Raw genomic sequence first — 20417 nt, 5'->3', positions numbered from 1 at the left:
ACGTTCGGAAAAGGAAGAATTGCAGATGAGTGGACCCGCGACTTTTTCTGTCCCTGCAGAGGTGGCTTACGCGACGTCCTATGACGTCGCGATCGTCGGTTCGGGCGTCAGCGGTGCACTGATCGCCAAGACCCTGGGCGCACGGGGCATGAAGGTTCTGGTGATCGAAGCCGGCCCCGGCGAGGACGTCGATATCAGGGACTACAACAAAAGCGTTCAGCGGTTCTATTCGGCAGTGTCCAAGGACAACAACGCCCCCTATGCCAAAAGCCTGAACGCGCCGATGCCGCGCGATTACGATGCGGTCAAGTTGCATAACGGCGTGCCGAATGATCGTGGCTATCTGGTCCAAAATGGTCCGTTCGAAATCGACAGCACCTATTCGCGCGTGCTTGGTGGCACCACCCGCCACTGGGAGGCCAAGGCCCTGCGGATGTTGCCTGACGATTTCCGCATGGCCAGTACCTTTGGCAAGGGGCGCGATTGGCCGATTTCCTATGACGATTTGGCCCCCGATTACATCCGTGCCGAACGCGAGCTTGGCGTGTCGGCCGATGTCGAGGATCAGAATTACGGCGGGCTGACTTTTCACACCGGATATGTCTATCCGATGAAGCGGATGCCGCCGTCATTTCTTGATCAGACCGTCGCGAAATCGCTGGACGGCTTCAAGGTCGACGTGGGCGACGAGACATTTACGCTGAACGTGCGCAGCACGCCGCAGGCCCGAAACGGCATCCCGAACCCGGCCTATGATGGTGGCAAGGGGTTCACGCCGACTGGGGCCGTCAGCCGCGATCAGGCGGAAATGGGGGGGCGTTGCCAAGGCAACACCAATTGCGTGCCGATCTGTCCGGTGCAGGCGAAATACGACGCACGCCGCACGCTGCTTGCGGCGATCGGATCAGGCAACATTCACCTTCTTGCGCGGACAGTGGCGGCGAAGGTCGAGATCGACAGCACTTCGGGCAGGGTCACGGGCCTGACCTGCAAGACGTATACCGACAAGGATGCGCCGGGTCATCTGACCGGGCAAGTTACGGCGAAGACCTATGTCCTGGCGGCAAATGCTGTCGAGAACGCAAGGCTGATGCTGGCGTCAGATCTGCACGGCAGCAGCAAGTTGATGGGGCGCAACCTGATGGATCACGCCTATCTGCTGACCTGGGGCCTGATGCCGCAGCTGGTCGGCACGGGGCGCGGGCCGCTTTGCACGTCGGGAATCGAGGATATTCGAACCGGGGCCTATCGCAGTCGGCATGCGGCTGTGCGGTTCAGCATTCACAACGATGGGTGGGGCTGGGCGACCGGTGCCCCCTATACCGATTTGGATGATCTGGTGGACAAAAGCAATCTGACAGGCGCAGCCCTGCGCCAAGGGCTGCTGGACCGGGTCGGGCGGCAGTTGCTGCTGGATTGCATGATCGAAGTGCTGCCCCACGAAGGCAACCGCATATCGGTCGATCCGCGCCACCTTGACCAGATGGGCAACCCGCGCCCGGTCGTGTCATTCGCTATTCCCGATTACACACTGGAAACGGTTGCCTTTTCGCGGCGGCTGACAAGGCAGATCTATCAGCGTCTGGGGGCCGAGGATCATTCGCAATATGATCCTGCGGCACCGGGCTGGGTCACTTATGATGGTGAGGGTTTCACCGTGCGGGGCGGCAATCACTGGGCCGGCACGCATATCATGGGGACCGATGCGAAAACGTCGGTCGTCGACAGGACGCAACGGTCCTGGGATCACCCCAACCTTTATCTTGCGGGCGCTGGCTCGATGCCCAGCATCGGGACCGCGAACACCACCCTGACGCTGGCTGCGCTGTGTCTGCGCACCGCCGACGCCATCGCCAGCGAGCTTGGCCCGCAAGCTGGCAAGTCAGGTCACAACCGCCAGGAGGTTCCGGCATGAGTTTGCACCGCATCACAGATATCGAAGGTCTGCACCGCCATCTGCACGCCGCCATGCAGCTTGAGCATGCGACGATCCCGCCCTATCTGACGGCGCTTTATTCGATCAAACCCGGCAGCAATACCGAGGCGTTCGACATTCTGCGCGCCGTCGCGGTCGAGGAAATGCTGCACTTGACGCTGGTCGGCAACCTGCTGAACGCCGTCGGTGGCACGCCCGATCTTGCGGCGCCCGGGTTTGTCGCCACTTATCCTGCCAAACTGCCCGACGGCGAGGAGGATTTCGCGGTCGATTGCCAGAAATTCTCGCCCGAAGCGATCGAGACATTTCTGAAGATCGAGCGGCCGGCAGAGCTTGATCATGGCAAGGAGGGCGGGAAGACCGTCAAACGCAAAAAGGCGCACGGCGCGTTGAACGCAGCCCATGTCGCGGCCGACAGCGACGAGCACTTCTTCAGTATCGGCGAGTTTTACAAGGCGATCGAGGACGGACTTGACCGCCTGTACGCCGAAAAGGGCGATGCCTTGTTCTGTGGCGATCCGGCGCGCCAGATCGGGCCGGAATACTACTATTCCGGGGGCGGTGGACTGATCGCCGTGACCGATATGGCGACTGCCAAGGCAGCACTGGATCTGATCGCCGAGCAAGGCGAGGGCGTGACTGACACGATCTTTGATCAAGACGGGGAAATCGCGCATTACTATCGGTTTCAGCAGCTTTTGCTGGGCCGATATTATCAGGAGGGCGATGTCCGCAATCACCCGACGGGCGGCGAGGTGCCGGTCGACTGGGATTCGGTATATCCGATCAAGACCAATGCCCGGCTGGAGGATTTTGCCGTCGGTTCCGACCTGCGCGCGGCTGCTACGGCTTTCAACGCGACCTATGCCGCGTTTCTGACCCGGCTGACCCGCGCCTTTCAGGGCGAGCCACAGGAATTCATCCCCGCAGTCGGCGACATGTTCCACATCAAGGAACTGTTTTATCAACTGATGCGCCAGCCGATTACAGACGGCGGCCCCCATGGCGCACCCACATTCGAGATCGACCGTTTGGCGGAGGCTGGCCAGTGACCGTGCCAGCGACCGATCCCCAGCTGTCCGGCTTTCTTGATCTGTCCGCTGCGCTGACCGGGTTTTCCCTGCATGAATTGCGCGGCACAGGGCAGGGAGAGCTTTACTTTGCGACCGCACGCGACATGGCGGGCGCCGCTGCGGTCGCCGATATGCTGGCCGCCTTTGCTGCCTGCGACACCGGCGACACACACGAGGCGATGGATCGGCATCTGCGGTTCTGCATCCTAAGCCATGCAAGATTTGGTCCGCTTTCGCGCAACCTGATCAAGATGTGGTATGTCGGGACGTGGCATTGCCTGCCGCGCGACTGGCATGAAGCGTTTGGCGGCAATTCTGCCGACCATGATCAGGTCCCATCCCCCACATCCTATACCGAGGGTCTGCTCTGGCCTGCGATCGGCGCGAACCCGCCCGGCGCCAAGCCCTTCGGCTATGGCATGTGGGCCAACCCGCCGCGCGTCACCCACCCTCAGACGCCGCGCGACACCGATCTGAGAAAGGGCGAGAGCCATGTTTGATCCTGAAAAAGTTCTGGTCGGCATCACGCCCACCGGCTGGACCAATGATGATTATCCCAGCCTTGGCGATGACATCTCATTTGGCCAGTGCGTGACGGAAATGGCGCTGGCCGGGTTTGCAGGTTGCAGCGTCGGCCACAAGTTCCCCAAGGACCCGGACGTGCTGGAACGTGAACTGTCGCAGCGCGGTCTGCGGGTGTCCGAACCTTGGTCCAGCACGTTCTTCACCGTCAACGACATGCACGAACGCACGGTCGAGAGCTTTCGCGACTCGATGGCCTTCATCAAGCGGATGGGCGGCACGTCTGTCGTCGTGGCCGAGCTGGGTCATGCGGTGCATCAGCAACCCGTCCCCCCGATCGCGAACAAGCCGGTGTTCGACAAGGCCCAATGGGCGGCGCTGACCGCCGGTCTGAACCATCTTGGCCGCATCGCTGCAGAGGCCGATATGCGCCTGTGCTATCACCATCACATTGGCACCGGGGTCATGACGCGCCCTGAGGTTGACCGGCTGATGACCGAAACCGATCCAGATACCGTTCACCTGCTGCTGGATACCGGGCATCTGTATTGGGCAGGCGACGATCCCCTGGACATGGCGCGCACCTATGCCAGCCGTATTCGCCATGTCCACCTGAAGGATATCCGCAAGGACGTGATGGTGCGTTGCAACGCCACCAACCGCACCTTCATCGAGTCGGTCATCGAGGGGGTGTTCACCGTACCCGGCGATGGCTGCATTCAGTTCAAGCCGATTTTCCAGGCACTTGCCGATGCCGGTTACGAAGGGTGGTTGATGGTCGAGGCAGAGCAGGATCCGGCCAAAGCCAATCCGCTGGATTATGCTCGTATGGCCCGCAAATACATCCGCGAAACGGCGGGGGTCTGAGCATGCGCCACAAACTGTTGGAAGATATCGGCGGTCGCCGCAAGTTTGTGCTGGTATTGGATGCGGGCGAGGATGCTGTGGCGGCGATCACCGCATTTGCGCAGGCGCAAGACCTTGGCGCTACCAGTCTGACGGGGATCGGGGCCTTCGCGCAGGCATCGCTGGGCTATTTCAACCCGGCCACCAAAGAGTTCCGTCAAAACGACATCACCGAGCAGACCGAAGTGCTGTCGATGATGGGAAACATCGCGGTTCAGGATGACGGCAGCCACAAGATGCATGTTCATGTCGTGCTGGGCTGCATCGATGCCACCACCCGTGGCGGCCATCTGATCGAAGCGTCCGTCCGGCCAACGCTGGAGATCGTGTTGGAGGAATCGCCTACCCATCTGGCGCGTGGGGTCGATCCTGAAAGCGGCCTCGTGCTGCTGCAGCCCTAGGAGGTGACAATGCGCTTTGGCGTCAACTCCCTTTTGTTTTCGGGAACATTCGACACGTCTGATCTGGACCTTCTCGACAAGGTGAAGGCCATGGGGTTCGATACGTTCGAGGTCACGCCGGTGGACCCGGACGTCTTTCCCGCCCGCGCGTTGGCGCAGCGGGCCCGTGATCTTGGCCTGACCCTCAATGCCAATTTCGCGCTGCCGCTGGACGCCAATACCATCAGCCCTGACGCGGCAGTGCGCGCGCGGGGTGTCGATCTGTCGAAAAAGGTCGTTGACCTGTGTGTCGAGGCTGGAGTCGGTGTCTATTGCGGGGCCAATTACTGCGCATGGGGGTATCAGACCGGTAAACGCCGAACCGCCGACGAATGGACATGGGGCGTCGAGAGCTACCGCGCGATTTGCGAACATGCCAGCGGGTCCGACCTGATCGTTGCCGCCGAAACGCTGAACCGGTTCGAGTCGTTTTATCTGAACACCGCCGCCGACGCCGTGCGTTTTGTCAACGAGGTTGGCATGCCGAATGCCGCCGTCCACCTCGACACGTTTCACATGATCCGTGAGGAAGATGACATTGCGGCGGCAATCAGGGCGACAGGCGGCAAGATGGCCTATTTTCACGCCTGCGGCAGTCACCGCGGCATTCCCGGTCGCGATATGGTGCCATGGGATGAGACGTTCCGCGCGTTGCGCGACGTCGGATACGACAGCTGCATCACATTGGAGTCGTTTAATCCCGGCCTTGAAAGGCTTGCAGGCCTTGTCTGCATCTGGCGCGATTTTGCCACCTCGCCAGAGGATCTGGCGCAGCAGGGACTTGCATTTCTCAAGGCTAAATACGCCGAACACAATCCAACCTGACCCTTAGACCCAAGGAGCGCCAAAATGGCCAAGACCATCGAGATCGTTACATTCAACCTCGCCCCGGGTGTTTCGGACGAGACGTTCATCGCCGAGACCAAAACGATGGAGCGCGAGTTTCTGGGCAAGCTGCCAGGATTTCTGGACCGCGACACCGGCAAATCCGCCGAGGGCGGCTGGATCGTCGTGCTGCATTGGGCCAGCGCCGAGGACGCGCAGTCATCGATGAACAAGTTCGTCGAAGCGCCCGGCACCAAGGCGTTTACCGCGACCATCGACATGTCGACCTTCAAAATGGTTCGCTATACCCTTGAGGATTTCTACGCGCTTGAAAAATAGTCTTCATTTTGATTTTGCGGCGCTTGACCGGTGCCGCGATTCCACCCCCGAAAGGCTATGCCCATGACCCGGTCGTTCCAAGTTGCCCCCGAAACCTTTGTCATCCCCGAGTCAGTGCCGGTGCCCGGTGTCGGCCAGATGGCCGTCAACGCGATGGTGATACGGGGTGCGCAGCCGATGCTGCTTGATACCCTCGCCACCGTTCATCGCGATATCTATCTTGAAGAGGCGTTCAAGATCGTCGAGCCAGAGGATGTGCGCTGGCTGTTTCTAAGCCACGAGGACCGCGACCACTCAGGTGCGATCATGCAGGTGCTGGAAAAGTGTCCGAACGCCAAGCTGATCACCAGCTTTCTGGGTCTTGGCAAGCTGTCCGAGGAGTTCGTGGTCCCGCTGGACCGGGTCCATCTGATGAACGATGGCGACAGTCTTGATATCGGCGACCGCGTTGTTACCGCTCTGCGACCGCCCTTGTTCGATAGTTCAGCAACTGCCGGTCTGTGGGACCCCAACACCGAGGTCTACTTTGCCGCCGACTGTTTCGGCACGGTTTGCGAAAAGGCTCCGCAGTATACCGACGAGCTTTCCGATACCGACTACGAAGAGGGATTTTTCTGGATGAACCGGGTGAACCACATCTGGTTCGAACATATTCCGAAAGACGTGATCGGGGCGGCCGCAGACCGGATCAAGGCGCTGGATTCCAAGCTGATCGTCAGCGGTCACGGCCCGGTGGAACGCAAGGACACCGCGCGTATGTGTGAACGCATCAAGCGTGTCGCGGGGATGAAGCCGGTACATCTACCCAGCCAGGTCGAATTCGAAGCGATGCTTGGATCCGCATCCACCGCCTGAGCGAACCCCAAACAGGAGCAAGAGCCAGACATGGGCCAGCTGCACAACGACGACGACATTTCGGCCCTTTGGGATGCGGTGCAGACCGCTGCGGCGCTGCGGCTTGGCGACCCGATGGAGTCTGTTCTGGCCGATGTCCTGCGGGCGCGTGGCACGATCATGTCGCCGCAAGAGGTGTCTTTTGCGCTGCATGGCGCAAACCGGCGCGATACGTTGACCGCTGAACGCTTTGCCGACTGCATGGTGGCGTTGCTGGGTGCGCCTGCCCTGCGACGGCGCCATGCCTTCGCGGCGTTTCCTGCGGCACCGGACGGCACTATCGCCAAGGCCGATTTGCTGGCAGTGATCCTGGCATTTGCCGATGACGCAGACGAGGCGACTCTGCTTTCCGATGACATCGACGCGGATGGTGATGGGCGCATCTCATTGAGCGATCTGGATCATTTCGTTGCCACATCGCCGGCGCCACAGCCCGGCGTCTACCGCGCCAGCCATGTTGCCGCGCATCACGTGGGTTCTGGCACATACAGTGCTGCGGACGCGGTGCTACCTTCGCGACCGCAAGGCGATAATGCAGGCATGTCGCCTCTTGCGTTGAAAATTGGATTCTTCCGTCTGATGCAGGGCGCCGCCTATCGCAGCTTTCGCGAGAACTATGCCGCCAATTCCGAAACGCACATCCGCGCCCGTGACCTGCCTTACACGGTCGAGGATTTCGCACATTTCACGACGGCGGCTATCGACTATTACCTAGCCTTGGGAATTGTGACCGATCCGGAATGCGTTGCCGAATTCCGCAGGCTTGACACGATGGTCCAGGACGAGGTCGCGCGGTTGCACGCGCGGATCCAGGACTGGCCCCGCCTGCCAAAGACGCCGGCGATGCTTGCCGCGCAGGCAAATATCGCCACGGCACGTCAAGGGCGCGTGCAACGGCAGGACCTCGCGCATGCGGTGCTCGAATTCGTCCTGTCGATGAGAGCACATGGGCTGGGTATCAATCAGGCCAGCGCCGAGGCCATGGTGCGTCATGAGCTTAACCGTCTGCGCCATGTCGACCTGCGCGGAGACAGTAGCCGTGCGCCTGCATTGGCGCCCCAGGATCCTTATATCGACAGCTGGAACAGCGTGATCGTGTCGGATTCAGATCTGCGCATTGATGGGGCCGTGATGCCGACACAGTTCTGGTACGACGATTTCATGCCGCAGTTATTGCTTTGCGCGTCAATCAGTTCAGCCGATGATCTTCGTGCTATGCGATCAGTGACCGAGGCGGCTCTTGACGCCTGGCACGCCGCGCAGACGGCCAGTGGTGCATTTGATGCCTTTGCAACCGATCTCCGCGATGGGTTTGCGGCCTGTTCACACCCTGTCAAGCAGGCGCTGCAACAGGCTTGGGTGCTGACCGCGCCCTATCTTTCGGGTGTTGAAAAGGCCCGCGAGCGCGACGAATTTGGCCGCGCTACCGGGTATCTTAGCGAGTACGTTGCCTTTGTCGACGTTCATCTGGGGAGGCATGACGTTGCGTCGTCTGACATGCGGCTTAGCTTTCCCTACTATATCGGGCCGGCGGTCTGGGGATTTTTGCACGGTGCGGCAGAACTGGTCGAGGCGATGCCCGGTGCCATGCGCGCCGCCGCGATCGAAGCGTTCGTCATGTTTTTCCACAGCTTCGCCACGATGTATCCCTGTCCGTACTGCCGCTATCACCTGAATCGCTATGTCATCCGCAACCGGGAGGTCGACATGTACCCGGTGGAGTTTCTGCTTTTGGGGCGCAAACCCGATCAGCAAGATTTGTCGATCACACTTGATGACAAACTGGCCACTGTTGCGGTGCCCGGTGGATTGCGCACATTCTTGTGGAAATTGCACAATGCTGTTTCGTCATCGATAGCACGGACCGAACCATGGTATCATCGGCAACCTGAACCGATCTATACCAACCGGTTCTGGCCCAGTTTCGAGTCGGAAATGGCTTATGCGGCTGCGCATGGACAGGCGACCTATGCCGTCGCAGACATCAACATGATTTACAGAATCACCAAACCGGCGGCCCGGCTGGCGGTGCTGCGCGACGAACTTGGACTGGCCTTTTTCAAGGGTGATACAGAGCTGGTGCGTGATATCACCGATCGTGCGGACGGTGCGATCAGTGATTTGACGCAGGCGGTCGGCGATACAGAATATCTTACGAAAAAGTACTTTTATAATGTCCAAAAGGTCGATGCTATGGAAAGCCCGGAAGATGGCTTTGAGGCGTTTGCCAGAAGCGGGGTTTTCGTAGAGCGGTGACGCGGCAGCACGAGCCGTCAGCGGTGATTTGGAACATCAAGGATTGCTTTACTTCACCAGATGTCTTGACTGTTTCTCCTCCAGTTCCACTTCCTTCATTTCTATTGTCACAAGTTCAAGGCCTTCGACCAATTCGGTCAAGCCTTTAAGAACGGTAACGATGCCAAAGATCATGACGCCGTGCACTGCTCCGACGACCCCGCGATACCCGTCGATCATCTCCTCAGCGATCTCTGAAATACCGCAAATGCAAACGAGAAGGCCCAAGCATACCGTGACGTCGGCACGCCCAAGAAATTTGCGTAGACCAAGAAGGCAAGTTTTCATAGCGCATGTCCCATTGGATTTTGGGTATCGGAGCCAACGAGGCCGCAGTATATAAAGGCGCCCGCGAGTTTGCATTTCGATATCGATACGGCATTGGTTGCAAAAATAATTTTACGTTGCGCTGCCGTTAAGCTGATCATTTCTTGCCTCTGTATTTTCCGATCCAGAATATCAGTAAGCATTGTGCGACGTTACGAACAGTCATAATCCCCAGCGTTTGGCCGTTCGGCCTATAATTAAAATTCTAGGGCTAGAGTGTAAATTTTCTCCTACTGCCAAGACCATGCGTACAAAAGTAGGCATTTTGATCTAGGTGATTGTTAACAAGATGAGGCTCGTTCTTCCAAGTATCGAACACAGTTCGGTAGGCTGCCACCAGTTTTACCATATATATAATCAGAAGATCTCGTCCGAGGGTGAGTGCGTTTGCCCTCTCTATGCAGCTAGGTTGAATTATAAATTTGAGGATCCAGCGGCGGATTGTGGTGCTGTCGATCAGCTGAAGCGCCTCCGGTATCATTTGGCCATGGTTCGGGGCTCCTAGGACCTGCTCCCCCGAATCCGCCGAGGCCTAACGTCGCAACTGGCGGTGGACATTGGACGACTTCCTGAACTCTTTCAGCAGGTCACGCGAGGAAAAGGCTGTTCGGGCTATCCGAAAAAAGTCCATTCAGAACACGCCGATGGTCGGTAGGTTTGTGTTCGTTCGGGGCGCGGATGACCAATATGAAACGGTTGTTCTTCGTCCGACATCAGGTCTCGCGCCAGGCTCGTTCCATCGCGGATACCACCGTGACCCACGCTCCACGCGCTATGGGAATCCCTTTCGCAAGTACGGCCCAGCTTGATAATCCAAAAGGTGTGAAGCACTCTGGTCCCGGAGACGCCATGTCCCTGCGCTGAACTGGGACTTTCATGTCGGCGCTGCACCTGTCTTTGTCACGCCACAGGTCCAGCAGCACGGTGAACTTGGCAATGGTAAAGCCCAGTATGCAGGCGCGGGGGGATGAACGGTAGCATTTGAACACTGCTGGTCGTATTGCCGCTAGCCGGAGGCGGTTCGGCTGGCACGCGGGATAAGGCCGATCTGTTCGTATAGGCGGATCATCCTGACTGATGCGCCCGAGCGTTTGGCGGCATCTCCGATGCGTGTGGGGAGGTGTCGTCGTTGCGTCAACAGGGATATGGGGCTTACCATCACGGAAAGGGAAAGGCCACGATTGCGACATCGAGGTGCCATTGATCTTACAACGACGGGAAGAATTATCTGGAGTCCATGAGAAGGAGAGCACTGTTATGAAGGCATTCGTCCCCATCCTGCTGACCGCGCTTGTCTTGGCCACGCCGAGCTTTGCACAGCAGAAGATCGATCACTCTGCCCATGGCGACATGGCGACATGGCGCAGATGAACCACTCCGGGCACGGCGACGAGGAAATGTCCGGGGCGGAGCCCAATGATACGACCGCGACGACCGCCTATCGCGCGGCAATGTCCGACATGCACTCAAACATGGACGTCGAATATTCCAACGACGCGGATGTGGATTTCATGCGTGGGATGATCCCTCATCATCAGGGGGCCATCGATATGGCCCGCATTGTCCTCGAACACGGCTCGGACCCGGAGGTGCGGGCCTTGGCCGAAGAGGTCATCGCGGCACAGGAGGCCGAGATCGAGATGATGGAGGCGTGGCTGATCGAGCACGACAGCTGATCGGCAATAAGACGTCTGCCTTATCACCAAGGCAGCTTGCACTCACGTGCGGCTACTTTTTTAGGGCTTGGACCCAATAATTTCAGCCAGGTGTCGTTATTCATAGCGACGCAAGTCGGGCGGTGACATGTCTGATCTTCTTTGGCTGGCCGAGGCGCAGATGGCGCGCCTTTGCCCTTCTTTTCCTAAAAGCCATTGTCGTTTGCGTGTCGATGATCTGAGGGTGTTGAGTGGCATTGTCATTGCTAATCGCGACGGTGCGGGCATGAATGCAATCAATACGAGAGACTGTCCGACCTGTGAATAAGGGCCGGCAAAGACCCTCTAAAGTCGCTGGAGACGGTGGAGCTATAAATGCGGTCTTCACCCGGATGATGAAGGTCTTTGCGGCCGGAGGTGCTGATCCGACCACGATCATGACCGATGCGACCTCTCTGATTACGCGCCGTATTGCTGGCAGCCTACATGTGGAAAAGGGGCTTTGTTGCACAAATCGCGTGAGGGATTCATGTCGTGAATTCAGCGGTGTAACTGTGCAGTCTGAGCAAACCCACATCTCCCGCCTACAAGACCAGGAACTGGCCCGCCTACAACGAAGCGCTCAAGCGGCGTGGTTCGCTGACAATCCGGTTCGATCCCGCCATGACCTGGGAGGCGGCGCCGACCGGCAAGCGTGGTCGCCAGCCCGACTGCAGCGATGCTGGGATCCAGACCTGCCTGACGATGAAGGTGCTGTTCGGCATGGCGCTCAGACAGACGACGGGGTTTGTCGAGAGCCTGCTAAGGTTGATCGACCTGGACTGGGCCGTGCCGAACTTCAGCACACTGAGCCGTCGCCAGAAGACCCTGAAGGTCAACATCCCCTATCGCGGATCAGATGGCCCGCTACACCTGCTGATCGACAGCACAGTCATCAAGGTCGAGGGCGAAGGGGAGTGGAACGTCCGTAAGCATGAGGGCACCAAACGCCGCGTCTGGCGCAGGATCCGCACCGGAATTGATGAGAAGACACTGGAAATCCGGGCCACCCAGTTCACCAGAAGCAATATCGGCGACGCGCCCATGCTGCCCGAGCTGCTGGACCAGATCCCGCCAGATCAGGAGATCGGCAGCGTCACTGCTGATGGGGCCTTTGACACCCGTAAGTGCCATGAGGCCGTTGCCGCCCGCGGTGCAGCCGCAATCATTCCGCCGCGCAAGAACGACAAGCCGTGGCAGCCTGACACTCCCGGCGCGATCGCGCGCAACGAGGCCTTGCGAGCATCATAACGCTTCGGCAGGACGATCTGGCGACGATGGCGCGGCTATCGCCGCCGGAGCCGCGTCGAAACCAGGATGCCTTGTATAAAACTGCTGGGCCAACGCCTGGCCGCGCGGGACTTCGACCGTCAGGTCGCCGAGTTCCAAGTCCGTGTCGCCGTCCTGAACGGCTTTACCGCGCGCGGAATACCCCTCACTGAAACCGTAGGATGAGTCTGCCCGGGGATAGGGGAACCACAACCGGCAGACCATTTGTGCAACAAAGCCGGTCAGGCAACACAGGGCTGTCACCTTTGCGGCTTGAGGTGAACTCCACCGCCCGAATGTCGCCGGTGGCAGTATCCATGGCCAGGTGAACCGCTGCCGATACTGGCGCCTGCGGTGGGTGGCGTGCTTGCGCGCCAGCCACTCTCGTTCATCGGGTGCCCGGGAACCTGATCCCCGTGCTGTCGACCAGCAGGTTCAGCGACCCCGCTTTGCGGCGGTGGGTGATCTGCACAGCAAGGGTCTTCTGCCTGTGGCTCAAGGTGGAGAAGTCCGGCACTGGCCAGTCGCGCCCTGCCATCGCCGATGCTGGTCACCATGCCATCTCGCCATGGTCACTCGGACCGTCGCCCATCGGGCTTGAACCGATGGCGCCGCGATGGGCAACCGTCCTCATGGCTCGATTTGCCGAAGCGGCAGGCTGAAGAGGACCTTCACCATCAAGCAGAACTGGACCGCAGCGTCGAAGAACACGGGCGGTCGCCCCTCTTTGGTCGCCACCCACGCCATGTCCTTGTCCAGCCAGCTCAGCAGCGAGCCGCGCTGCTTGAGGGCGTCATTGCAGGACTTGCAGTTCGTCGTGCGGGAGCGGGCAGGCTCGGGCTTCGTCATGCCTAGACGCTGAACCTACAGCAGCCCCCGCGGCAATCCTCGTTAGGGAGAGCTCTGCAACAATGCCGGCTCGATGTCCCATGACAGCAGGGCGGGGCAAGTGGCCAAATTCAGAGCCCTAAAGATCGAAAATACCCCTTATTCTTTCGCGATCTGCAAAATCTGCATTCGCTATCATGCAGTCCCGCGGGGTAAATTAAAGTTTCTACCTGTATAAAAAGACAGTAATCAAAAACTCACGGCATCGTAAGTAAATAAACATAAACGAAAAACCGCGTGCGGTAACGAAGCTATCTAAAACGCTAACTTTTCATGACACTGCTGACCGTCCATCTAGAAAGACAGTCAGTTACAAGTGGATTGAGCAGTACACCATGAGCATTTTCGGAACCGAATCCCCGCTGAGTGTCAAAACGCCCTCGAATGATATTAACCGTATTTCCGGGGTCTTTGCCGCAAAGAACGCATCCCGTGGGGTATTGATGGGGCTGACCGCGGGCGTTGCCGCTTTTGCCAGCTCTGTTGCCGCTTATGCGGGCGGTTATGTCGCGCCAATCATCGAATTCGCGCCATCTGCCGCGCCTGTCGCTGCGGCCGGAAACGCGCCCAGCTATTGGCTGGCGCTCATTCCGCTTGCATTGCTGTATTTCGGAACCCGTGGTGGCAGCGGCGACGATATCGGTTCCAACCCGTCGCAGGACCTTGGCGGTACGTGTTTCTGCGAAGGCACATTGATTCTGGCCAATGGTGACTGGGTTGCCGTCGAAAGCATTCGTGTCGGTGATGTCGTGACAACGTCCAAGGGTGTCCAGACGGTGCTTTCGATCGGATCCTGGCGCCCGACGCAGTTCCGTGACCGGCCCAGCATCGTGGACGGCGTCCGCATCTCGGCCAACCATGGCGTGCAGGTCGACGGCTTCAATGTGGAGGCTTCCGCAGTCACGTCCAGGCGCGGTCTGATCGATGGGCGCAGCTATTTCCATATCCTGGTGGAGGACCACAGCTGGCTCTATGCCAAGGCTGATCCCGCCGGTGCGGTTCTGGTTGCGGAAAGCCTGATGATGACCAAGGATCTGCAGATGGCGCAGGACTTTCCGCACCTGGTCGGGCATCACGCCGCGAACCCGGTCGCCCCGCGCCTGTCAAAGCTGGGTGAACGCCTGCCCGCAGCGGCCTGACGTCAGGTTCCCTGATCATTACCAAAGGTGCCGTTCGGACGGCACCTTATTGCTGTTTGCACAGGCTGTTCTGTTGCAGGTGACGGCGGCACACCGGAACTGAAATCCGGTCGCGTCTATGCCGCGCTGTGATCATGGTGATGGTATGTCCGATTTGAAATGACAGCCGCCGGATTGACCGGGCATCCGCATTGCTGGTTGCAGTTGACATGACGATGCCCCGCACGATGGCGGGGCATGTCCGTTTTGTAGGACCCATCATGGGCCGCGATCAGGGCATCGTCGGCAATCTGAAGCCATGGATGGTCATCCGGCCTTCGCGCGCATAATCGTCGGCACTCCATCCGGCCCAGGCTGCATGACGTTCAATCGTGGCCAGCGCGGCCATTCCCGTCGTGGTGTCCCATACATATCCCGTGGCCATGTCGGCATGGCGCACGGTCTCAAAGACCTTGCCGTCGATCGAGAACACGCAGCGGTCGGCGAACAGCTCGAACTCCAGGCGCTGCGGCACACCCGGCTTGAACTCACCAAGCGCCAGAGAACGGCGGTCGGACGACGCGCGTCCGCCCCCGGTCCGGGGCATGTGGACACCCGGCGCCCATCCGATCACGCCGTTGCGGCGGACCAGCTCAAAGTCCAGCTCCTTGCCATTGTCCGCATGGGCAAAGAACGCGTTCACTGCGCTGCCGGTATGGCTGGTGACCACTGCGCCCCACTTGCCAAGCGCGCTGGCCGGACGGTTCATCTGCAAGGCGCCATTGCGCCATTGCGCCCCGTCCATCGACGCGGTGATCGTCAGCGACTTGTCGGTGTTGTACAGCACGCGCGCCGGCGTCCCCAGGCTGCCGCCAACGCCGTTGCCACGATCGCCGCCGGCCCAGTTCGGCAGAAAGATGTTGATCCCTGCGGCGGCGCTCCAGTCATAGGACAGGTTGCGGTCGATCTTGAAGTCCTGCGCGGCGCGATAGTCCGCCGGCAGCAGCGGCAGCTCAGGCTCCACGGGGGTCGGCTCGACCGGCGTAGGTGGAACCGGGACTGGGGGAACCGGGGCCGGATCGACCGGGATTGGTTCCACCGGGGCAGGCGTCACATCGGGTGCTGCTGCCAGATAGGCATCCAGGTCTGCAGTCGTCGACTGCAGGATCGCCAACACTTCGATCAGCTTGGCGCGATCGTTCATCGTTGGATCTTGAGGAGCCGGGTCGACCGGAACGGGCACGGGCGTGGGCGTGGGCGTCGGAGTAGGCGTTGGCGTAGGGGTAGGCGTAGGCGTCGGAGTCGGAGTAGGAGTAGGAGTAGGAGTAGGAGTAGGAGTAGGAGTAGGAGTAGGAGTAGGCGTGGGGGTCGGCGTAGGGACGGGCAGCGCGGTCCTCAACGCGGCCACGGCGGACCATGCCGGGTTGCGGTCGCCCAGCCAGCGCTGCAGGCCGTGACACACATTCGCGTCCGGCAACCTGCATTCCACGGACATGGCCAGAGGGCCGTCGAAACCCTGTGCCTGCAGCGCGCCGATCGTGGCCGCATAGACCTGTCCCATCTGTGCACTGACAGAGAATGCATGCAGGAACGACCGGGTCGCAGCCCCGCCGCCAACGCCATTCAGGTGGTTGCCGACCTCATAGGCGCCCAGTTCCATGCCGTAGCGCGTGGCCTCGGTGCGGTAATGCTTCCACTTTGGCGTCAAGGCGCTGACAGTGCGGTCTGCCGCCCAGGACGTGCCTGTCAGCATCTGGTCGCGCATCCGGTCAAAGGCCGCGCTTTCCGATAGCGACGTCCGCCATCCGTCGATCTGGGACACGCGTGCGCCATAGGCCATGCCACCATCGATCTGGGCATGAACCGTCAGCATGTCGATCACCGAATGCGGCGCGACATAGGTCGGCAATCCGCGCGTCCCGCTGCGGTCCCGCCACTGGGGCGCAACCAGGATGTCGACCTCTCCGCCGACCCAATCGGCCTGGTGCTGGACCACGGTGTGCAGGCGGGCGTCGTTACCCCAGACCGCGCGCCACAGTTGCGCCATCTGCGTGGCGCGCATCCCGTACCAGTTGCGGAATTCGGCGCCGGTGGACGTCCCGAACGCAGCGCGGCCCTGTTCGGCACAATAATGCGCCTGCGGGGTGCCCGAAAAATCCCAGGTCTTGGTGCTGTACTCGACATAGACGTGGCGCGGCGCAGGCATCAGGGACCGGATCAGCGTGGCGCATTGGCGCATGTGATCGTCGGTGGCCGCCGTCGGCAGGCACAGCCACATGTCGGCGCCGACCTCATTGCACAGTGCAGCCATCCATTCGTACGGAACAAAGCGGTAAAAGATCTCGTCGGTCGCCAGCGCGCGGCTGGCCCAGTCGGTGATGCGCAGCCCACCCTGATCCGTGCTGGTCAGAATGCCGATCCATTCGTCAAAGCGCAGTGCGCCATGCCCCGTGATCTGCTCCAGATACTGCGTGCGAAAGATCGCGCCCTGACGGGCATCCGTCCAATCGTCACGATGGTTCAGCCGGATGTTGCGGATCTGCCCGCCCGCAGGGGTGATCGTCCGGACGACGATATCGACCCAGGATGCGCCGTTCGCCGTGTAGTCGAACAGGATTTCGTTCGTTCCGATATTGGTGACGTTGGTGGCGCCGTACAGATCGATGGTGCAGGTACCGTCCCACCGCAGCCGCCACCGACCGGACCCACCGGCCTCGGCGGGCATGTTGTGGAACACCCGGGTGCGAAAGCCCCCGGAATTGGGCGCGATCGAGATCAACTGGCCGCCCGCGGTCATGTGCCCCGCGGCGACCAGTGCGTCCCATTGCGCACCGCCCTGATCTCCCTGCCATGGCCACGCCTGCTTAAAGGCGTTGATGAACGGCCGGGAGCTTTCGTTGTTGATGACCCCAAGGCGGGCTGCGATTAATCCGGTCGGCATGGTGGCGTTTCCGATCTTCGATGTCTGGGACGCCAAATGTGTCAATTCGCCGGTAATGTTCCGTTAACCATACGCGCGTTGCGTGCTCCGGGTGGGCTGCATCCGGGCATTCCGCCAAGGGGTCGGGCGGCACGCTGTGCGCTGCTGACTCGCAAAGGGGGCCTAGAACCCACAGGGGCGGTCCATGGCAACGTGACGACACCCCCTGAGGCTGTCCAACGACCCGAACGCGACTGTCTTCACCTGCCGCAGGGCGGAACCACGCGGAAACTTTTGCTTGAAAATGCGGTGCCCCTGCGGAATGGTGTCTGTGGAACCAATGATGCCATTGGCACGTGGTGCCATCAGCCCGGCTCTCTGAGGCTGTCTGGCAGATCACGCAGCCGGGCGTCCATCCTATGGTTTTGCGGGGGTCACATATACCTTACTTGCGCAATTCCGTCGAACTATGATGAATTCAGCCCGTTTGTATCGCGATGGGCGCAACGAGTTGTCCCGTAGCGATACCAAAAGCAGCAATCGGAGAAGTTTCGTTGGCCCGAGTGTTTACCGAGGATGAATTGCGCCTGATTGATGATGCATTGTCATCGTATCAACATAACAGCGCGTACAGAACCGTCCGTGCAAAGGTTGCGGCATTGGTCGCAGAAGATCAGCGCGACCGCGTCGTCATGGTCCCACTGCCAAAGGTCCGGCATCCGTAGGCCGGACATTCCCAACAGAATCAATCCCCACGGCAGCAACCGGAATGCTGACGGATCCGCACCCGTCACATGGGTGCGCCTTGACATGTCTGTTCATCACAAGAGCGTGGTGACCCCGAGTGGATTCGAACCACTAACCTGCCCCTTAGGAGGGGGCTGCTCTATCCAGTTGAGCCACGGGGCCAGCACTGCAACCCATACCGAACCATGGGGGGGGTTGGCAAGCGGCTGCCGGCGGGCGGTTGTGGGCGGGTATGTCCTTCGCTAACATCTGTCATCCACAGATCGGAATGCCCCATGCTGCCCATTCGACCGCGCCGCCCGCTGACCCTCCGAGACGTGTCCGAGGCGTCGGGCGTTTCGGAGATGACCGTCAGCCGGGTCTTGCGCAACCGGGGCGACGTGTCCGCCGCGACGCGCGAAAAGGTCCTGACCGCGGCCAAGACGCTTGGCTATGTGCCCAACAAGATCGCGGGTGGGCTGGCCAGCCAGCGGGTCAACCTGGTGGCCGTGGTCATCCCGTCGCTGTCGAACCTGGTCTTTCCCGACGTGCTGGGCGGCATCTCGGCGGAACTGGACGACACCGGCCTGCAACCGGTCATCGGCGTCACTAACTATTCCCCCGCGCGCGAGGAGATGGTGCTGTATGACATGCTGTCCTGGCGGCCGTCAGGCGTGATCCTGGCCGGGCTGGAACACAGCAAGGCGGCGCGCGCGATGCTGCAGAACTCGGGCCTCCCGGTGGTCGAGATCATGGATGTCGACGGCGAGGGCATCGACACGCTGGTCGGCATTTCCCATATTCGCGCCGGGCGCGAGATGGCCGACCGCATCCTGGCGGCGGGCTATCGCCGCATCGGTTTCGTCGGCACCCACATGCCCGAGGATCACCGCGCCCGCAAACGCCTGCTGGGCTTCGAGGAGGGGCTGGCCGCCGCCGGGGTCCAGCTGGAGGCGCGGGAATACTATCAGGGCGGATCCTCCCTGTTGAAGGGGCGGGAACTGACCGAACGCATCCTGACCCGTGCGCCGGACCTGGATTTCCTGTATTTCTCGAACGACATGATCGGGGCGGGGGGGCTGCTGCACTGCATCGATCGGGGCTATGACGTGCCGGGCAAACTGGGTCTGGCCGGGTTCAACGGGGTCGACCTGCTGGACGGGTTGCCGATGCGGCTGGCCACCACGGATGCGCGGCGCGTCGATGTCGGCAGGCGCGCCGCGCGGCTGGTGTCGGGCAAGGACGCGGCGCCCGAAAACCGCATCATTGCGCTGACCCCCACCTTTCTGCCCGGCGACACGATCCGCGACATTCCTGCCTGACGTCCCGCCTTGTGAGCGGCCCGCGACCGGCCTATCTGTTAGCGATGCGTATTCCCGTCGTCTCCCGTCTTCTGTCCCGCAAGCCCCGCGTCGCGGTCATCCGCCTGTCCGGCACCATCGGTGGTGCGGGTCGGGGCGGTGGCCTGAACGACGCGGCCCTTGCCCCCGTGATCGAACGCGCGTTCCGCCGGGGCAAACCCCTGGCCGTGGCACTGGTCATCAATTCGCCCGGCGGATCGCCGGTGCAATCGTCGCTGATCGCCGCGCGCATCCGTCGTCTGGCGGACGAGGCCGACATTCCCGTCCATGCCTTTGTCGAGGATGTCGCCGCATCGGGCGGCTATTGGCTGGCCTGCGCCGCCGACGACATCTGGGCGGATGAAAGCTCGATCCTGGGGTCCATCGGGGTGATCTCGGCCGGGTTCGGGTTCGACCAGCTGATCCAGCGATGGGGGATTGAACGCCGCGTTCATACCGCCGGCACGTCGAAATCGACGCTGGACCCGTTCCGCCCGCAGGATCCCGACGACGTGGCCCGTCTGCACACGATTCTGGAACCGATCCATCAGGCGTTCAAGAATCACGTCCAGGCCCGGCGCGGCACGCGGCTGGCCGCCGACCAGGACCTGTTCACAGGTGCGTTCTGGGCGGGCAACGAGGCCGTGGGCCTTGGTCTGGCCGACGGCATCGCCCACCCCATCCCGCGGCTCAAGGCGCTCTATGGCGACAAGGTCCGCTTCGAGGTGCACGGCATGCGCCGGCCCCTGCTGCGCCGCCTTGGCCTGTCCGCCGACCTGCTGATGGACGCGGCCGAGGATCGCGCCGCGTTTCAGCGCTTCGGGGCCCGCGGATGATGTTGCGCATCGTCATCCTGTTCCTGCTGGTCATGGTCGTCGTCGCCCTGCTGCGCGGCCCCGGCATGC

The 20417-nt window shown here is 60.8% G+C and carries 16 protein-coding genes, 1 tRNA gene and 2 pseudogenes; 14 read left to right on the top strand and 5 right to left on the bottom strand.

What is annotated here, in order from left to right:
* Positions 1–25 precede the first annotated feature (25 nt).
* The 9 genes from ACJJVR_RS09980 to ACJJVR_RS09940 all read left to right on the top strand — a co-directional run bounded on the left by ACJJVR_RS09980 (position 26) and on the right by ACJJVR_RS09940 (position 9191).
* A complete protein-coding gene (locus tag ACJJVR_RS09980; protein ID WP_405404189.1) occupies positions 26–1915 on the top strand; it encodes a GMC family oxidoreductase in 1890 nt (629 codons plus the stop codon).
* Positions 1912–2988 (top strand): ferritin-like protein, encoded by a 1077-nt coding sequence (locus ACJJVR_RS09975; RefSeq protein WP_405404187.1) that lies wholly within the window; start codon positions 1912–1914, stop codon positions 2986–2988. Before ACJJVR_RS09980 ends, ACJJVR_RS09975 begins: the two co-directional genes overlap by 4 nt.
* 2 nt (positions 2989–2990) lie before the next feature.
* Positions 2991–3509 (top strand): hypothetical protein, encoded by a 519-nt coding sequence (locus ACJJVR_RS09970; protein WP_405404186.1) that lies wholly within the window; start codon positions 2991–2993, stop codon positions 3507–3509.
* A complete protein-coding gene (iolE, locus tag ACJJVR_RS09965) occupies positions 3502–4398 on the top strand; it encodes a myo-inosose-2 dehydratase (RefSeq protein ID WP_405404185.1) in 897 nt (298 codons plus the stop codon). Before ACJJVR_RS09970 ends, iolE begins: the two co-directional genes overlap by 8 nt.
* A gap of 2 nt (positions 4399–4400) precedes the next feature.
* On the top strand, positions 4401–4838 hold the full coding sequence (locus ACJJVR_RS09960) for a PPC domain-containing DNA-binding protein (RefSeq protein ID WP_405404183.1): 438 nt from the start codon (positions 4401–4403) through the stop codon (positions 4836–4838).
* A 9-nt stretch (positions 4839–4847) separates the two neighbouring features.
* Positions 4848–5702: a sugar phosphate isomerase/epimerase family protein gene (locus ACJJVR_RS09955; RefSeq protein ID WP_405404182.1), complete on the top strand. Its 855-nt coding sequence runs from the start codon at positions 4848–4850 to the stop codon at positions 5700–5702.
* Between the two features lie 24 nt (positions 5703–5726).
* Positions 5727–6041: a hypothetical protein gene (locus ACJJVR_RS09950; RefSeq protein WP_405404180.1), complete on the top strand. Its 315-nt coding sequence runs from the start codon at positions 5727–5729 to the stop codon at positions 6039–6041.
* Positions 6042–6179: 138 nt separating this feature from the next.
* A complete protein-coding gene (locus ACJJVR_RS09945; protein ID WP_405404179.1) occupies positions 6180–6896 on the top strand; it encodes an MBL fold metallo-hydrolase in 717 nt (238 codons plus the stop codon).
* 30 nt (positions 6897–6926) lie between these two features.
* Complete coding sequence (locus tag ACJJVR_RS09940) at positions 6927–9191, top strand: hypothetical protein (RefSeq protein ID WP_405404177.1); 2265 nt, start codon at positions 6927–6929, stop codon at positions 9189–9191.
* A gap of 48 nt (positions 9192–9239) precedes the next feature.
* Here ACJJVR_RS09940 and ACJJVR_RS09935 read toward each other — a convergent pair whose 3' ends face one another.
* Together ACJJVR_RS09935 and ACJJVR_RS09930 are read right to left on the bottom strand one after the other, a co-directional pair.
* Positions 9240–9410 (bottom strand): hypothetical protein, encoded by a 171-nt coding sequence (locus ACJJVR_RS09935; RefSeq protein WP_405404176.1) that lies wholly within the window; start codon positions 9408–9410, stop codon positions 9240–9242.
* 1153 nt (positions 9411–10563) lie between these two features.
* Entirely contained in the window at positions 10564–10716 is a 153-nt protein-coding gene (locus ACJJVR_RS09930; RefSeq protein ID WP_405404175.1) for a MerR family DNA-binding transcriptional regulator, read from the bottom strand.
* A 199-nt stretch (positions 10717–10915) separates the two neighbouring features.
* On the opposite strand from ACJJVR_RS09930, the gene ACJJVR_RS09925 reads away from it, so the two are divergent.
* Both ACJJVR_RS09925 and ACJJVR_RS09920 read left to right on the top strand, forming a co-directional pair.
* The gene (locus tag ACJJVR_RS09925) at positions 10916–11233 is read left to right on the top strand and encodes a DUF305 domain-containing protein (protein WP_405404174.1); all 318 of its coding nucleotides are present in this window, start codon (positions 10916–10918) and stop codon (positions 11231–11233) included.
* A 540-nt stretch (positions 11234–11773) separates the two neighbouring features.
* Positions 11774–12706 (top strand): annotated as a pseudogene (locus ACJJVR_RS09920) (IS5 family transposase).
* Positions 12707–12755: 49 nt separating this feature from the next.
* Here the strand turns inward: ACJJVR_RS09920 and ACJJVR_RS09915 are convergent.
* A pseudogene (locus ACJJVR_RS09915) lies at positions 12756–13369 on the bottom strand (transposase); the annotation flags it as partial.
* Between the two features lie 482 nt (positions 13370–13851).
* On the opposite strand from ACJJVR_RS09915, the gene ACJJVR_RS09910 reads away from it, so the two are divergent.
* Entirely contained in the window at positions 13852–14547 is a 696-nt protein-coding gene (locus ACJJVR_RS09910; protein WP_405404449.1) for a Hint domain-containing protein, read from the top strand.
* Positions 14548–14818: 271 nt separating this feature from the next.
* Here the strand turns inward: ACJJVR_RS09910 and ACJJVR_RS09905 are convergent, their stop codons facing one another.
* Together ACJJVR_RS09905 and ACJJVR_RS09900 are read right to left on the bottom strand one after the other, a co-directional pair.
* Positions 14819–17467 carry a hypothetical protein gene (locus tag ACJJVR_RS09905; RefSeq protein WP_405404172.1) on the bottom strand — a complete coding sequence of 883 codons (2649 nt, stop codon included), beginning with the start codon at positions 17465–17467 and terminating at the stop codon, positions 14819–14821.
* 811 nt (positions 17468–18278) lie between these two features.
* A tRNA-Arg gene (locus ACJJVR_RS09900) sits at positions 18279–18355 on the bottom strand.
* Positions 18356–18468: 113 nt separating this feature from the next.
* Here ACJJVR_RS09900 and ACJJVR_RS09895 point away from each other — a divergent pair.
* On the top strand, positions 18469–19494 hold the full coding sequence (locus ACJJVR_RS09895; protein WP_405404171.1) for a LacI family DNA-binding transcriptional regulator: 1026 nt from the start codon (positions 18469–18471) through the stop codon (positions 19492–19494).
* Between the two features lie 44 nt (positions 19495–19538).
* Entirely contained in the window at positions 19539–20348 is an 810-nt protein-coding gene (locus tag ACJJVR_RS09890) for a S49 family peptidase (protein ID WP_405404169.1), read from the top strand.
* Positions 20349–20417: the final 69 nt, after the last annotated feature.

Source organism: Paracoccus sp. Ld10 (assembly GCF_045064235.1).
Classification (GTDB): domain Bacteria; phylum Pseudomonadota; class Alphaproteobacteria; order Rhodobacterales; family Rhodobacteraceae; genus Paracoccus.
This window is presented reverse-complemented; position numbering and strand designations above follow the sequence as displayed.

Bases quoted from the DNA above. Each gene is read 5' to 3' on its own strand.
- ACJJVR_RS09980 (WP_405404189.1), top strand. From the start codon at position 26: ATGAGTGGACCCGCGACTTTTTCTGTCCCTGCAGAGGTGGCTTACGCG.
- ACJJVR_RS09975 (WP_405404187.1), top strand. From the start codon at position 1,912: ATGAGTTTGCACCGCATCACAGATATCGAAGGTCTGCACCGCCATCTG.
- iolE (WP_405404185.1), top strand. From the start codon at position 3,502: ATGTTTGATCCTGAAAAAGTTCTGGTCGGCATCACGCCCACCGGCTGG.
- ACJJVR_RS09960 (WP_405404183.1), top strand. From the start codon at position 4,401: ATGCGCCACAAACTGTTGGAAGATATCGGCGGTCGCCGCAAGTTTGTG.
- ACJJVR_RS09955 (WP_405404182.1), top strand. From the start codon at position 4,848: ATGCGCTTTGGCGTCAACTCCCTTTTGTTTTCGGGAACATTCGACACG.
- ACJJVR_RS09950 (WP_405404180.1), top strand. From the start codon at position 5,727: ATGGCCAAGACCATCGAGATCGTTACATTCAACCTCGCCCCGGGTGTT.
- ACJJVR_RS09945 (WP_405404179.1), top strand. From the start codon at position 6,180: ATGGCCGTCAACGCGATGGTGATACGGGGTGCGCAGCCGATGCTGCTT.
- ACJJVR_RS09940 (WP_405404177.1), top strand. From the start codon at position 6,927: ATGGGCCAGCTGCACAACGACGACGACATTTCGGCCCTTTGGGATGCG.
- ACJJVR_RS09935 (WP_405404176.1), bottom strand. From the start codon at position 9,410: ATGATCGACGGGTATCGCGGGGTCGTCGGAGCAGTGCACGGCGTCATG.
- ACJJVR_RS09930 (WP_405404175.1), bottom strand. From the start codon at position 10,716: ATGGTAAGCCCCATATCCCTGTTGACGCAACGACGACACCTCCCCACA.
- ACJJVR_RS09925 (WP_405404174.1), top strand. From the start codon at position 10,916: ATGGCGCAGATGAACCACTCCGGGCACGGCGACGAGGAAATGTCCGGG.
- ACJJVR_RS09910 (WP_405404449.1), top strand. From the start codon at position 13,852: ATGGGGCTGACCGCGGGCGTTGCCGCTTTTGCCAGCTCTGTTGCCGCT.
- ACJJVR_RS09905 (WP_405404172.1), bottom strand. From the start codon at position 17,467: ATGCCGACCGGATTAATCGCAGCCCGCCTTGGGGTCATCAACAACGAA.
- ACJJVR_RS09895 (WP_405404171.1), top strand. From the start codon at position 18,469: ATGCTGCCCATTCGACCGCGCCGCCCGCTGACCCTCCGAGACGTGTCC.
- ACJJVR_RS09890 (WP_405404169.1), top strand. From the start codon at position 19,539: ATGCGTATTCCCGTCGTCTCCCGTCTTCTGTCCCGCAAGCCCCGCGTC.